This is a genomic window from Roseovarius spongiae, assembly GCF_003651245.1.
Lineage (GTDB): Bacteria > Pseudomonadota > Alphaproteobacteria > Rhodobacterales > Rhodobacteraceae > Roseovarius > Roseovarius spongiae.
Window position 1 is genome coordinate 1,298,964 of the sequence record NZ_RAPE01000001.1, and the last position, 14,253, is coordinate 1,313,216.

The 14,253-nt window shown below is 67.7% G+C and carries 13 protein-coding genes, 1 tRNA gene and 1 pseudogene; 5 read left to right on the forward strand and 10 right to left on the reverse strand.

Annotated features, from left to right (window positions below):
* Positions 1-25: 25 nt before the first annotated feature.
* The 9 genes and pseudogenes from D6850_RS06060 to D6850_RS06100 all read right to left on the reverse strand — a co-directional run bounded on the left by D6850_RS06060 (position 26) and on the right by D6850_RS06100 (position 8,215).
* Entirely contained in the window at positions 26-1,078 is a 1,053-nt protein-coding gene (locus D6850_RS06060; protein ID WP_121164730.1) for an AbrB family transcriptional regulator, read from the reverse strand.
* A 72-nt stretch (positions 1,079-1,150) separates the two neighbouring features.
* A tRNA-Gly gene (locus tag D6850_RS06065) sits at positions 1,151-1,224 on the reverse strand.
* 74 nt (positions 1,225-1,298) lie between these two features.
* Positions 1,299-1,706, reverse strand: coding sequence for a very short patch repair endonuclease (locus D6850_RS06070; RefSeq protein WP_206019204.1), 408 nt, complete (start codon positions 1,704-1,706; stop codon positions 1,299-1,301).
* Between the two features lie 71 nt (positions 1,707-1,777).
* Entirely contained in the window at positions 1,778-2,923 is a 1,146-nt protein-coding gene (locus D6850_RS06075) for a DNA cytosine methyltransferase (RefSeq protein WP_121164732.1), read from the reverse strand.
* Positions 2,924-3,117: 194 nt separating this feature from the next.
* The gene (locus D6850_RS06080) at positions 3,118-3,852 is read right to left on the reverse strand and encodes a CbiX/SirB N-terminal domain-containing protein (RefSeq protein ID WP_121164734.1); all 735 of its coding nucleotides are present in this window, start codon (positions 3,850-3,852) and stop codon (positions 3,118-3,120) included.
* A pseudogene (locus D6850_RS06085) lies at positions 3,839-4,033 on the reverse strand (cytochrome D1 domain-containing protein); the annotation flags it as partial. The pseudogene D6850_RS06085 and the gene D6850_RS06080, both read right to left, overlap by 14 nt.
* Before the next feature lie 12 nt (positions 4,034-4,045).
* Entirely contained in the window at positions 4,046-6,118 is a 2,073-nt protein-coding gene (locus tag D6850_RS06090) for an ABC transporter permease (RefSeq protein ID WP_121164736.1), read from the reverse strand.
* Entirely contained in the window at positions 6,115-7,200 is a 1,086-nt protein-coding gene (locus D6850_RS06095) for a quaternary amine ABC transporter ATP-binding protein (protein ID WP_121164738.1), read from the reverse strand. The genes D6850_RS06090 and D6850_RS06095 overlap by 4 nt, the downstream gene beginning before the upstream one ends.
* Positions 7,201-7,288: 88 nt before the next feature.
* Complete coding sequence (locus D6850_RS06100; protein ID WP_166434001.1) at positions 7,289-8,215, reverse strand: ABC transporter substrate-binding protein; 927 nt, start codon at positions 8,213-8,215, stop codon at positions 7,289-7,291.
* Positions 8,216-8,473: 258 nt separating this feature from the next.
* Here D6850_RS06100 and D6850_RS06105 point away from each other — a divergent pair, with 258 nt between their 5' ends.
* Positions 8,474-9,259, forward strand: a complete 786-nt coding sequence (locus D6850_RS06105; protein WP_121164742.1) for an MBL fold metallo-hydrolase — start codon at positions 8,474-8,476, stop codon at positions 9,257-9,259.
* Positions 9,252-10,028 (forward strand): SDR family NAD(P)-dependent oxidoreductase, encoded by a 777-nt coding sequence (locus D6850_RS06110; protein WP_121164744.1) that lies wholly within the window; start codon positions 9,252-9,254, stop codon positions 10,026-10,028. Before D6850_RS06105 ends, D6850_RS06110 begins: the two co-directional genes overlap by 8 nt.
* Before the next feature lies 1 nt (position 10,029).
* Here D6850_RS06110 and D6850_RS06115 read toward each other — a convergent pair whose 3' ends face one another.
* The gene (locus tag D6850_RS06115) at positions 10,030-11,070 is read right to left on the reverse strand and encodes an alcohol dehydrogenase catalytic domain-containing protein (RefSeq protein ID WP_166434002.1); all 1,041 of its coding nucleotides are present in this window, start codon (positions 11,068-11,070) and stop codon (positions 10,030-10,032) included.
* Positions 11,071-11,171: 101 nt separating this feature from the next.
* On the opposite strand from D6850_RS06115, the gene D6850_RS06120 reads away from it, so the two are divergent.
* The 3 genes from D6850_RS06120 (at position 11,172) to D6850_RS06130 (ending at position 14,234) form a co-directional block, all read left to right on the forward strand.
* The gene (locus D6850_RS06120) at positions 11,172-12,068 is read left to right on the forward strand and encodes a LysR family transcriptional regulator (protein WP_121164748.1); all 897 of its coding nucleotides are present in this window, start codon (positions 11,172-11,174) and stop codon (positions 12,066-12,068) included.
* A 101-nt stretch (positions 12,069-12,169) separates the two neighbouring features.
* Entirely contained in the window at positions 12,170-13,123 is a 954-nt protein-coding gene (speB, locus tag D6850_RS06125) for an agmatinase (RefSeq protein ID WP_121164750.1), read from the forward strand.
* 31 nt (positions 13,124-13,154) lie between these two features.
* Entirely contained in the window at positions 13,155-14,234 is a 1,080-nt protein-coding gene (locus tag D6850_RS06130) for an ABC transporter substrate-binding protein (RefSeq protein WP_121164752.1), read from the forward strand.
* The last annotated feature ends 19 nt before the right edge of the window (positions 14,235-14,253 follow it).

Genomic DNA, 14,253 nt, shown 5'->3' on the forward strand with positions numbered 1-14,253 from the left:
GAGGTAGCGCCGGGCCGCGCCGCTGTCAAAGCCTGCGCTTGAGCACCCGCCCGCTCAGCCCGATCCCGAGCACGGTGATGAGGATGCGCAGGATGTGATGCAGCGTGACGAAGGCCGGGTTCGCCTCGAGGCTGAGCGCGATCAGCGCCATCTCGGTCACGCCGCCGGGCGCGAAGCTGATGAGCAGCACGTCGAAATGCTCGCCCAGGGCCGGGCGCAGCAGCGTCGCGATCCCGGCGGCAAGCAGCAGCATCGTTGAAACCGACAATACCGACAGTCCCGCGCCGCGCAGAATCATCGCGGGGCCGATCCCGGTGAAGCGCATGCCCAACGCCGCGCCGATCACCACCTGCGCCGCGTTGACGAGCCATTGCGGCACGTCGAGATGCCCCAGCCCACTCAGCGAAAGCGCGGCGGCCACCGCCATCGGCCCGGTGATCTGCCCCGCCGGCAGGCGCAGCGCGCGTCCGAGCGCCAGCCCCGCCGCGCCGGCGATCACCAGCCACGGCAGCGCCTGCCACGGCACGGCCCCGCCCGCGAAGGAAAGCCCCGCCGAGCTCCCGACCGGCCCGCCGAGCCAGAGCGACAGCCCGACAGGCAGCGCGGTCACCACGAGAATGATGCGCATGAACTGTTGCAGCATGAGCCGGGGTAGGTCCGCATCCGTCGCCTCGCCCATCGCGATGCTCTCGTATAGCCCGCCGGGGGCGCCGGCGTAGAAGGCGGTGGCGGGATCGTAACCACCGAGGCGGCGGAAGATCGCGTAGTTGACCGCCATCGCCACCACGACGAACAGCGCAAGCGCCGCGGCGCTCACGCCCAGCCGGCCTGCATTGTCGAAAAGCGCGGGCGTCACCTGCGCGCCGATCATCAGCCCGATCACGGCGATGAAGGTCAGCCGCAGCGCCGGCGGAAAGAGGTAGCCCTCGGGCAATCGGTGCGGGATCAGCGTCGCGACCAGCGCCGTAAGCGCGAGCGGGCCGAGCATGTAGGGCAGGGGGGCGCCCAGCGCGCTGGCCGCATGGCCGCAAAGCGCGGCGCCGAGGATCAGCAATGTCGTCGTCGCGAGCCGGGCCATGGCGTCCTTGAACCACCCGCCGCGCGCCTTGGCAATGGCGCGCGCGGCTTTGGCGGGCCGGGTGTGCGGGACTGGAGCGGGTGAAGGGAATCGAACCCTCGTCGTCAGCTTGGGAAGCTGCTGCTCTACCATTGAGCTACACCCGCCTTGCCCCGCCAGATACCATCGCTTCGGGCCGGGCCACAAGAGGATTCCGCCGGCGCGGGCAAGCCGCGCCGCCTCAGCCCCGCAGGAAGCCGAGAAGCGTCGCTTTCAGCCGCTCGGTGTCCCGCGTCTCGCACTCCCAGACGATGAGCACCCGCCATCCATTCGCGACCAGCGCATCGATCGAGGCCGCGTCGCGCTGGCGGTTTCGCGCGATCTTGCGCCGCCAGTAATCAGCGTTTGTCCGGGGCAGGCGGGCGCCGCGCCGGCAGTCGTGCCCGTGCCAGAAACAGCCGTGAACGAAGATGACCTTGCGCCGCGGCCCGAAGATGAGGTCGGGCTTGCCGGGCAGGTCCTTGCGATGCAGCCGGTAGCGAAACCCCGCCGCGTGCAGCAGGCGGCGCACGATCATCTCCGGCGCGGTATCCTTTGATTTGACCGCCCGCATGGTCCTCGAGCGCTGGCTGTCCGGCGTCGTCATCATCCTCTTTCGCCCCGAGCGGCGCGCGGCCGGCGCGGTCTCGTCGTTGCGTCATGCCCAGGCTCTATCCGAGCTCACGCAGCCAGGGCGGGCCGGTTTCGTTCCAGGACCGGCTCGAAAATCGCTGCGGCCAAGTGGCGCACCACCGGCGCCGCCACGCCGTCGCCGGCGAGCTTGTAGGCGTCGTTGTAACGCTCGGGCAGGACATAGGTTTCGGGCAGCCCCATCAAGAGCGCCGCCTCGCGCGCCGACAACAGGCGCGTGCGCACGGTATTCCCGTCGATCACCATGATCGTCTGACGGCTCGACCCGCCGGCAGGCGTGCGCAGACAGCCCGCGACCTGATCGAACCGCACCTCGGCGCGCTGGCGTTTCGCGCCATCCGCATCCGCCCGCGTTCGGCGGTAGATCGTGCCGACAATGCGCTCGCCCGCCTCTTTCGCGACCTCCACCTTCCTGCGATTGTGTTCGCTCATCAGGCCGAGCAGGTAGCGCGTCTCGGCCCGCGTGTGCCATTTCACGCCGGTCGGCTCGTCCTCGATCAGCGCCGCGAGATTGGTGTTGCGCGCCGGCGGCGTCGGCAGGTTCCACCAGCGCCAGCGCGCCGCCGCGGTCGGCGACAGCAGGTTGCATCCCTCGATCAGCGCGGGCGGGTGCCACATGGCGCAGGGTTCATGCGCGACTTGCGCGTCCGGTATCGCCAGATCGCCGCGCACGCCGATCATGAAGAAGCGCGGGCGCGATTGCGGCAGGAAGTGAACCGCGTCGACGACCACGGCGCCGAAACGGTAGCCCAGCCCCGAGAATGCGGCCGCGAGCGTCGCGAAATCCCGCCCCCCGTTGCTGGTGACCGCGCCATAGACGTTCTCGAGCGCGATGATCCTCGGACCGCGTCCATCCCGGTGTAGCGCGCGCATCAGCTTCCAGAACGGTCTGAACATGCCGGACCGCTTCCCCGCGAGCCCCGCGCCATTGCCGGCAAGCGAAAGATCCTGGCAGGGAAAGGAGGCCCAGACCAGATCGGGCGCGCCGGGCAGTTCGTCCGGCGTGACCCGGGCCACGTCCTTCAGCAGGAACTCCGCGCCGCCATGATGGTTCGCCCGGTAGCTCATCGCCTTCTTCGGGTCGATGTCGTTGGCGAACAGGCAGGTCCACCCGGGCCCGAGGCCAAAGCCCGCCATGCCGCCGCCTGCGAAGAAATCGTAATACCTGTGCGGCATGGAGCCTCCGTCGCTGAATACTGTCTATCCCGGCCGGTTGCGGCGTCCAATGCCAACATCCGATGGTTGCGGCAGATTACGCGTATCCACCCCGAAATCCCGGAATGGAACGTCCGCGCCGCGCGCGTCGGTGGCCGCCGGTCTGCGCAAAGGAAGGAACGTGGCGAACGTCGTCGCCTACCTGTCCGGTTTCCTCATTCCCCGGCCACGGGCGCCCCCGCGATGGCGCGCGCCATGAGCCTGCCGATCCCGGGCAGCAGCCCCACGGGGGCCATGCAGGGGCCGGCAAACCCGGTCGCTTGCAAGGCCTGCGGAATATCCTCCTGCACATGCCCGCCATCGGCGGCGAAGAACGGCAGGCAGATGGACTGGCGCGGGCAAAGGGCCGCCGCCTCGCCAAGATGCGGCGGTTCCTCGACATAGCCGATCCGCAGTTCGGCAAAGGGCGCCCGTTCGCCCAGGCGTTCCACGAACCGTTGCGTGTCGCGCGCTGAGTTGCGGCTGCGCCCCGATCCATGCGCGGTCACCAGCAGCGTGGTTTCGCCTGCGCTCCAACCCTGACGGTCCAGTTCCGCGGCAAGCGCCTGCAACGCGACGTCGGGCAGGCCCGGATCCACGCCGAGCGGGGGCAGGACCACGGGGGCTTTGACGTCGCGCAGCCGGTCCCGCAGGGCGGAGCGCACGAACCAGCCATCCGTCATGAACATCGGGTAGATGACCGGCGCCGCCCCGGCGCGGGACAGCGCGGACTCGAGGCTGCCCCGCTTGGCCAGCGTCGCGGTCTGCACGAACCAGCCCGGCAGTTCGGGCGCCTGCCTCGCCAGCGCCGCCTCGGCCGGGTCCGGGTCGGACGGCTGGCCGTGGCTGACGATGATCGCCGAACGCTTGGTCGCTGGCGCGTTTGGAGAAGGTGATCTAGTTGAACACATTGTATTCCCCGGACGGTTTGCGCATCGGAAGACGGCGTATTTCCTGCAACGTGGCGGCGTCGAAGACGATCACCGCCCCGTCGTCCCCCCAGACCGAGACAAGAGCACGGCTGCCGTCCCGCGTAAACTCCGTATGCGCCACCGTCGCGCCGGGTTCTGGCCGCAGGGTCTTCACGATCTCGGCTCGCGCGCCTCAGTCCGTGTCGAGGCCGAGTTCGCGCTGCCGGCGCAACGTCCAGGCCTGGGTCATGCGGTCCGCGATCATGGCGATGATCGCCATGCCGATGCCGGCGATGATCCCGATCCCGAAATCGCCGTCGCCAAGACCGATATAGACCTGCTGGCCAAGCCCGTTGGTCCCGACCAGGGCCGCGATCACCAGCATCGCGATGGCGTACATGATCGTCTGGTTCAGCCCCAGCATCATCACTGGCAGCGCCAGCGGCAGCTTGACCCGCCAGAGCATCTGCAAGCGCGTGCAGCCCATCGCCTCGGCGGCCTCGATCGCCTGCGCCGGCACGTTGCGCAGCCCGTGCTCCGAGTAGCGGATGGCTGGCACGACCGCATAGGCCATGACCGCCAGCAGCGCCGTGAACTCCCCGATCTTGAAGACCATCACGAAGGGGATGAGGATCACGAAAAGCGGCATGGTCTGAAGCGTGTCGTTGATCGGGCGCACCAGTTTGGACACGCCGTCATATTCCGCCGCCAGCACGCCGATCGCGGCGCCGATCACGAAGGACAGGATCACCGCGATGCCGCAGAGATAGACCGACAGCATCGCCTGCGGCCAGACCCCCGCCAGCAGCAGGAAGCCAAGCCCCAGCACGGTGCCAAGCGCCAGTTTCCGCCCGCCCAGCTGCCAGGCCAGCAGCGTCGCCATCGCCAGCAGGCCGCTCCACGGCAGGCTGGTCAATCCGTAGAACAACATCACCGCGATGAACCCGATGACGACCGCCAGTTGCCGCCGTCCCGTGGCGGCGACGATCCCCGCGAGCGCCAGCGCCGCGACGGCGTAGCCAAGCTGCATGGTCTCGGTAAAGGCGAAGCCCCATGAAAAGGGGCTGATCGTCTTCACCAGCCCCATCTTCACCGGCAGCATGACGAAGAAGAAGGCGATCGTCTTGATCGTGTTGATCGCCGCCGCGTATTCGACGATCAGCCACTCGATCGCGCTGTTGAGGTAATGCGCGGGGTAGATTTCCCAGGCCTCGGGATATTCGTGCAGCGCCGGAAAGACGCGGGCGAGCAGCGCCACCCCCAGCCCCAGCGCGACCGCCGCGATCCACATCCGATAGCGCCACCAGGGCGGCTCGTTCGCGTCCGGCGCGCGCGGTTCGCGGTCGGCGGCGGCGTGGGTGATGCGGTCCATCACCATCGCCATCAGCGCGATCACGATCCCCGCCAGCACGCTTTCGCCGAACTGCGCCTTGCGCATGGTCGACAGCACCTCCCAGCCGATATCGGCGGTGCCGCCGATGATCGAGGCGATGATGACCATGGAAAACGCGGCCATTGTGGTCTGGTTCACGCCCAGCAGGATCTGGCGCATCGCCGAGGGCACGCGAACCCGCCAGAAAAGCTGCGTGCCGGTCGCGCCCGACATCAGCCCGGCTTCGATCACCTCGTCCGGCACGCGCGCGAGACCCAGCACCGTGTTGCGCACCGTGGGCGGAAAGGCGAACAGGATGCTGGCGATCAGCCCCACGACCGGGCCAAAACCGAAGAGCAGCAGGATCGGCAGCAGGTAGGCGAAGGCCGGCACCGTCTGCAGCAGGTCCATCAGCGGGCGCAGCGCCCGGTCCGCGCGCTCGGAGAAGAATGCGAGCGCGCCGAGGCCAAAGCCGATCCCGACCGCCAGCGGCACCGAGATCGCGACCAGCGCCAGCGAGTTCATCGATTCATACCAGTAACCGATCACCACCATGTAGAGGATCGCGAAGAAGCTGAAGACGGCAAGGCCCAATCCCGAAACCGCGAAGGCCGCGAAGGTCACCAGCGTCAGCGTCACCGACCAGGGCAGCCAGTGCAACAGGTCGCGCACCGCGCTCATCGGCACGTCGAGCGCGGTCGAGAACGCCCTGAACCCCGCGCCGAACGTGTTCACCGTCCAGTTCATCGCGTCGTTCAGAATCGGCGTGAGCGGCAGCACCCATTCCTCGGGAAAGACCACCAGCCGCCCGGCGCCGCCCGAGGCCAGCAACAGCGCGACCGTGCCGCCCAGCAGCGCCGCCCAAAGCAGCGTGACCCGCGCGTCGCGGCTCATTGCGCGGCCGCCTCCGGCGCGGCGCCGTCGGGGCCGCGCGTCTTGTCCTGGTGGGCGAGCGCGGCGATCACGCTTGCCGCCGTGACCACGCCGCGCGTCGCGCCGTTCTCGGTCACCGCGATCCCGTTCTTGTGTCCGGCCAGAAGCGGCAGCAGCGTCTCGACGCTGGCCTCCGCCTCCGTGTTCGGCATCTCGGGCGAGGGGGCGGCCTCGGGGTCGATCACGTCCCGCGCCTTCAGCACCCGCACCATCGGCACGTCCTCGGTGAACTCGGCGACATAGTCGTCGGCGGGGTTCACGATCAGCTCGGCCGGGGCGCCCACCTGCACCACCATCCCGTCCCGCATGATCATCATCCGGTCGGCGATGCGCAGCGCCTCGAGGAAATCGTGGGTGATGAACACGATGGATTTCTTGAGCGCCCCCTGGATGCGCAGGAACTCGTCCTGCATCTGGCGGCGGATCAGCGGGTCGAGCGCGCTGAACGGCTCATCGAGGAACCACAACTGCGGCTCGATGGCGAGGCTGCGCGCGATGCCGACCCTTTGCTGCTGCCCCCCCGAGAGCTCCCGCGGAAAGGACGTTTCGCGCCCCTCGAGGCCCACCAGTTCGATCACCCGGCGCACCTGCTCATCGCGCTTGCCGCGCGCCACGCCCTGAAGCGTGAGGGGGAAGGCGATGTTCTCCCACACGCTCAGATGCGGCATCAGGCCGAAGTTCTGGAACACCATGCCAAGCTTGTGCCGGCGGATGTTTATCAGTTCCTTGCGCGATTTCTTGAGCAGGTCCTCCCCGTCGAGGAGAACCTCACCGCGGGTCGGCTCGACCAGCCGCGACAGGCAGCGCACGACCGTGGATTTGCCCGATCCCGAAAGCCCCATGATGACAAAGATTTCACCGACATGTACGTCAAAGCTCACGTCGGCGGCGGCGGGAATCGCGCCGTCCTCGCGCATCCGCGCGGCCAGTTCGGCGACGCCGCTCTCGCTCACCTCGTCCTTGAAATAGGGGGCGGCGTCGGCTGCGTATACTTTCCAGAGGTTGCGGCAGGAGAGTTTCACCTCCCGGCTTTTTTCGGTCATTGCCGGTCCTCGCGGTCATGAAACGGTGCGGGCAGCCCGGCCGGGCTGCCCGTGGCGGCTCAAAGGGGCGGGCCGCCCGGTGCGGCTGTCACTCCTGCGCGGCCTTCGCGGACTCGACCCAAGGGTTCCAGGTGGATTCGTTGGCGTCGATCCACTCGGCCACCACCTCCTCGAGCGCGCGGCCCTTGTTGTCAATCTCGAGCATCAGTTCGTTCTGGGTGTCATTGTCGATGCTGAGATCCTCGATCAGCTTGAGCGCCCCGGGCCATTTCTCGCCGAAATCCTTGTTCACGATCTTGCGGATCGTGGCCTGGGCGAAACCGCAGGCGTCCTCGCGGCTCTGACCGGTTTCCTCCTGGCATTCCTCGTCGCGCTCCTTGAACTCGATCCAGTTGAAGTCCTGTTCCGCGTGCAGCCAGTGCGGCTCCCAGAACATCATCAGGATCGGCTGCTTGGAGGCGACGGCGGCCTTCAGTTCGGCGATCATCGCGCCCTCGCTGCCGCCGGCGACGGGGTTGAAGGGGATGTCGATCTGCGCCATCACGTCCTTGGAACGCGTGCCCCAGTCGGCGGGATAAGTGATGAGCCGGCCCTCGGGAAAGGTCTCGGGCGTGGCGAAGACCTGCGCGCAGTCGTAAAGCGCCTCGTAGCTCGGCAGGCCGGGGCACATTTCCTCGACATAGGGCGGATACATCCAGCCCTCGCGCGGTTGCAAGCCAAGGTCGCCGACGATCACGATGTCGCCCGATTCGATCGCCTTGGGATAGATCGCGCCGACGCTGTTGGACCAGGTCTCGGGTTGCAGGTCGAGATCGCCCTGCGCGATGGCGGCGAATTGCGGAATCGCCCCGGCGGTCACGTATTCGACGTTGTAGCCCGCCTTCTTCAGCAGCGTGCCGGCAATGTGGGCGGTGATGTGCTGGCCGGTCCACTCGTTGATCGGCATGCGGATCGCCTCGTCGGAATCCGCCAGCGCGGCGCCGGTGGCGGCAAGCGCGACGGCGCCGGATATCATGAGGTTTTTCAATGGCATCTAAGGTGTTCTCCCGTTTTGTTATCGTGGCCGCCGAACTGCTGTGGCGGCGGGTGGTTCAATTGACTCATGCAAGCACATTTTGCCGCTTACCTCACTACAAAACTGGATGAAACCGATAAATGCGTCGCGCCCGGAGAGCGAAAGGTCGCTTTCAGGCCGAAAACCACTGTGTCTGGGGGGTGGAACGCGCGCTGTCCCGGCGCTAGCCTGCGCGGACGAGAGGGCAGGGGGAACCGCATGGCGAAGGAGGTGGCAGGCGACTGGTACAAGGCGCGCGCATTGGGTGACGGCGTCACCCATATCCACGAGATCCACGTCGCCAACTGGCTGCGCTGCAACATCTGGCACGTGCGCGGCCGCGACCGCGACCTGGTGATCGACACCGGCATGGGGCTGCGCCCGCTGGCCGGGGAAATCGCGGCGCTCGCCGAACGCCCCGTCACCGGGGTGATGACCCACAGCCATTTCGACCACGCCGGCGGGCTGCATCAGTTCGCCCATCGCTGCGGTCACCCGCAGGAGGCCGCCATCATCGCCAAACCCACCGCCGCCAACACCGTCGCCGATACCGGCTTCGTGGTGGCGGACACCTTCACCGCGCTGCCCCACGCGGGGTTCTCGCACGAACAATACGTCGTGAAACCCGCGCCGCTCACGCAGCTGGTGGAGGAGGGCGACGTGCTCGACCTCGGGGATCGGGCGTTCCGCGTCTTCCACCTTCCGGGCCATTCGCCGGGCTCCATCGCGCTCTGGGAGGCGGAGACCGGCCTGCTGTTCAGCGGCGATGTGGTCTATGACGGCGACCTGATCGACGATCTTTACCATTCGGACGCCGCAACGCTGGCCGAATCGCACGCGCGGCTGCGCGAACTGCCCGTGCGCACGGTTCATGCGGGGCATTTCGCGTCCTTCGGGCGGGATCGGCTGCATGCGATCCTTGACGACTACGCCGCCGGCGGGCGGCGCTCGGGCGATGCGGCGTCCTGGATCGCGGGCGTCTCGGGGAGGGCGGACAATGACTGATGAATCGCAAAGGGTGGCCGTGGTCACCGGCGGGCTGGCGGGGATCGGCCTTTCCATCGCGCGCGCGCTGGCGAAGGACGGGCTGCGCGTCGTCGTCGGCGCCCGGAGCGGCGGCAGCGACGCGGCGCAACAGAAGGCGCGGGACGAGATCGGACCAGCGGCGCGGGTCTATCCGCTCGACGTGCGCGACGAGGCGTCGGTCGCCGCCTTCCATGACAAGCTGCGCCTCGAGGTGGGCGAGATCGACGTGCTGGTGAATTCCGCAGGCGTCACCGCGCATCAGACGATCAGCGGCCACAGCCTGTCGGACTGGCATGACGTGTTGGAGACCAACCTCACCGGCCCGTTCCTGACCATGCGCGCCTGCCTGCCCGGCATGATCGAACGCGGCTGGGGGCGGATCGTCAACATCGCCTCGACCGCCGCCAGCAGCGCGGTGGCGGATCATCCGGCCTATTGCGCGTCGAAATCGGGGCTTCTCGGCCTCAGCCGGGCGGCCGCGCTCGAAGGGGCGCCGCATGGCGTCACCTGCGTCACGGTCAGCCCCACCTGGGTGGAAACCGAGATGCTCCACCAGAGCGCCGAAACGATGGCCCGCGCCAGCGGGCGCAGCGCCGAGGACGAGATCGCCGACCTCGCCCGCGCCAACCCGCAGAACCGCCTCGTGCAGCCGCGCGAGATCGCCGCGCTGGTGGCGTTCCTCTGCTCGGACGCCGCCCCCGCGCTGACGATGGAGGACATTTCAGTCAACGCCGGCGCGCACTGGTAGGCTAGAGCGAGAAATCGATGCAGAGCCGGCCGGCCACCTCGCCCCGCTTCAGCCGGTCGAGCGCGGCGTCGGCGTCGCGAAACGGGATCGCCTCGATATCGATGGGCAGCGGGTTCATGGCGGCGAAGCGCAGGAAATCGATCGTGTCCTGCCGCGTGCCCACGGAAGAACCGAAGACCCGGTGCCCGCCGTCGATCAGCCACATCATCGACAGCGGCACGGGCTCATGCACCATCGCGACGGTGACGATATCGGCCATCTTGTTGACCGCCTCGCCGATCATCGGCCAGGCCGACGGGCTGGGCGCGAAGTTGATGACCACGTCCGCGCCGCCCGCCTGCCTGATCGCCGCGCCCGCGTGCTCGTCGGCCGGAATCGCCACGGCCGCGCCCAGCCCCCTGGCGGTTTCGAGCTTGGCCGGATCTCGGTCCACCGCGATCACCCGCGCGCCGCGCGCCTTGGCGATCATGATCCCGTATTGCCCAAGGCCGCCCGCCCCGATGATGACCACGTTGCATCCCGGCTCGAGCCGCGCGCGCGCCAGCGCCGCCCAGGCCGTCAGCCCCGCGCACAGCAGCGGCGCGCCCTGCACCGGGTCGATCGCGTCGGGGATCTCGATCGCGAAACTGGCCGGCAGGAGCGCGTATTCCGCGAAGGCGCCGTGCCGCTCCACCCCGCGCGCGGTCTGATCGGCGCAGTAGGTCTCCCATCCGGTCCGGCAGGGTTTGCAGGCAAGGCAGGTGTCATAAAGCCACGGCAGCCCGACCCGCGTTCCGATCAAGGGAGCGCCGGTGGTCCCTTCGCCGATCCGCACCACGCGCCCGATCCCCTCGTGCCCCACCACGATGGGGTAGAGGTCGGCGGGCAGGTTCTCCTGTCCGTCGCGCAGATGCAGGTCGGAATGGCAGACCCCGCAGCTCTCCAGTTCGACCAGCAGTTCGCCCCGCGCCGGTTCGGGCGTGTCGATCTCGCGGATTTCCAGCGGCGCGCCGGGCGCGTCGCAGAGCGCGGCCTTCATGCGGGGCGGAACGGTGCGGGACATGGCGGACTCCTTCATTGCTGTCGCGGCGCAGTCTAGGCGCAGGCGTGGGGGGACGGAATACGGGATTGCAATCGGATACATTTGCCGGTCTCAATGGATGAATGAAGCTCACCGGGTCCGACATCCACATGCTCAGCGTTTTCGCCAGCGTCGTGCGCAACGCGGGCTTTTCCGCCGCGCAGGTCGAACTGGGGCTGAGCCAGCCGACCATCTCCAACCACATCACCGCGCTCGAGGAACGGCTGGGCGTCAAGCTCTGCCAGCGCGGGCGGCGCGGCTTCCTGCTGACCGAGAAGGGGCGCATGGTTCACGAGATCGCCGAGGCGCTGCTGGGGACGCTCGACACCCATTCGGTGCACCTCGCGGAGCTTCGCGGCAACCTCGTGGGGCGCCTGCGCATCGCCGTGGTGGACGCGCTCAACACCGATCCGCGCTTTCGCCTGCCCGCCGCGATCCGCGCGTTTTCCGAGGCCGCCCCGGCGGTGCGAATCGAGCTTGAGGTCGCGCGCCCGCAGGACATCCTGAACGGCATCCTCGACGGCAGCTACCACGTCGGCGTCGGCAGTTTTGACAACATCATCAACGGGCTCAAGGTCGACAACCTTTATTCCGAGCGTCACGCGCTCTATTGCGCGCCCGAACATCCCTGCTTTGCGGATGGCGGCGCAGGACTGGGCGAGGCGCAACTCCGGCGCATGCCCTGGGTGCATCGCGGTTACTGGAGCCAGCAGCGCCAGAAATCCTTTGGCCCGTCCGATGCCGACCGCTTCGTCAACCAGATCGACGCGCAGCTGACAATGGTGCTGAGCGGGCGCTATCTCGGCCTTCTGCCCGAGCATATGGCAGCGGAGTTCGTGGCCCGGGGACGCTTGCGGCGCATGGCCTGGACGGGCGCGGATTTCAGTTGCGTCATCCAGTGCGTGCGCCGCGCCGGGCCGCCGCCGAAGGTGATCGACCGGTTCACCGAGATTCTGTGCGCCCAATACACCGGCGAATAGATTTGCACATCCAAATGTATCGGTTCCGCGATTGATATTTGCGCCGCCGCGCCGCGCCGCTATCCTGACCCGTAGCGTATGATCAACCCCGGGGGCTTCCCATGCCGCGTGAAACCGAATTCAACCAGCCGCTTGGCGGCAACGACATGCCGCGTTTCGGCGGCGGCGGCACGATGATGCGTCTGCCCGCGCAGGACACGGCGGAGGGGCTCGACGCCTGTTTCGTCGGCATCCCGATGGATATCGGCGCCTCCAACCGCGCCGGCACGCGCCACGGCCCGCGCGCCATCCGCGCCGAAAGCTGCATGATGCGCCCCTACAACATGGCCACCGGCGCCGCGCCCTTTGCAAAGATGCAGGTCGCCGATATCGGCGACGTCGCGATCAACACCTTCGATCTGAAGAAGACGGTGGACATCATCACCGCCGCCTATGACGATATCCTCGCGCATGACGTCGTGCCGCTGACATTGGGCGGCGATCACACGCTGACCTACCCGATCCTGCGCGCCGTCGCCCGGAAACACGGGCCGGTCGCGCTTGTCCATGTGGACGCGCACGCGGACATCAACGACGAGATGTTCGGCGAGAAGATCGCGCATGGAACGCCGTTCCGCCGCGCCTTCGACGACGGCTTGCTGCAAAACGACAAGGTGTTCCAGATCGGCCTGCGCGGCACGGGTTACGCGCCGGACGATTTCGACTGGGGCCGCCGGCAGGGCTGGACCGTGATCGAGGCCGAGGAGTGCTGGCACAAGTCGCTTGCGCCCCTCATGGAAGAGATCCGCGCCAAGATCGGCGACGCGCCCTGCTACCTCACCTACGATATCGACAGCCTCGACCCCTCGATCGCGCCGGGCACCGGCACGATGGAGATCGGCGGGCTGACCACCATCCAGGCGCTCGAGATCGTGCGCGGCTGCAAGGGGCTCAACCTAGTCGGCGGCGACCTCGTCGAAGTGTCCCCGCAATACGATACCTCTGGCGCGACCGCCATGATCGGGGCTAACCTGCTTTATGAAATGCTCTGCGTCCTGCCGAAGGTCTGGACGTGAAGAAAGACGACCAACAAGGGAGAGAAAGACCATGACGACCAAGATCACCCGCCGCCGCCTGCTCGGAACCGCCGCCGCGACCGGCGCCGCCAGCCTCGCCGCGCCCTCGATCCTGCGCGCCGCGGACGGACCGCTCAGGGTCGGAACCTACGGCGGCTTTTTCGAGGAAAGCTTCCGCAAGCATGTCTATCCCGACTTCACCGAGAAGACCGGGATCGAGGTCCAGTCCGTCGCGGTGCCGACCGGGGAAACCTGGCTGGTGCAGATCAAGAACGCCGCGCGCGCCGGCCAGGCGCCGGCCGACGTGTCGCTGATGGCGGGTACCCCGCGCCGCGAGGGCGCGCGCCAGAAGGTGTTTCGCGCGCTGGACGAATCCAAGATTTCCAACCTCGGGAACATGCCCGACTCCTTCCAGGACCGCTATGACGACGGCAGCCTCTACGGCGTGGGCGGCGTGTCCTGGTACATCACGCTATGCACCAATTCCGACGAAATCCCCGAAGCGCCCGACAGCTGGGCCGCCCTCTGGGATGAACAGTACGCCGGCAAGATCGGGCTTCTGGGCCTGGCCACCAACTCTTATCTGCTCGAGGTGACGGCAACGACCTATTTCGGCGGCACCGACATACTCGACACCAAGGAGGGCATCGAAAAGGTCTTCGCCAAGCTGTCCGAGGTCGTGCCCAACGTGCGCCTCTGGTACAAGGACGAAGGATCCTTCCAGCAGGCGTTGCAGGACGGCGAAATCCCGATGGGCCAGTATTACCACGACGTCGCCGGCCTCGCCGCGGCCGAGGGCTTCCCGGTGGTCTCGACCTTCCCCAAGGAGGGCGGCATCCTCGATTCCGGCTTCTGGATCGTCCCCGAGAACGCCAAGCCGATGGACGAAATCGCGGAGTTCATCAACTACATGGCCCGCCCGGAGACCCAGGCGAACCTCGCGCGCAACCTCGGCACCGCGCCGGTGATCCGGCGTGATCTCATGGACCTCACGGACGAGGAATTCGCCGCCGTCAGCAGCGAGACCCCGCCGATCATCCCGCGCTATGAGATCTACGGCGAACATGGCGACTGGATCTCGGACAAGTGGAACCAGATGATCGCGGGCTGAGCCGTCCGCTTCTCCTGCG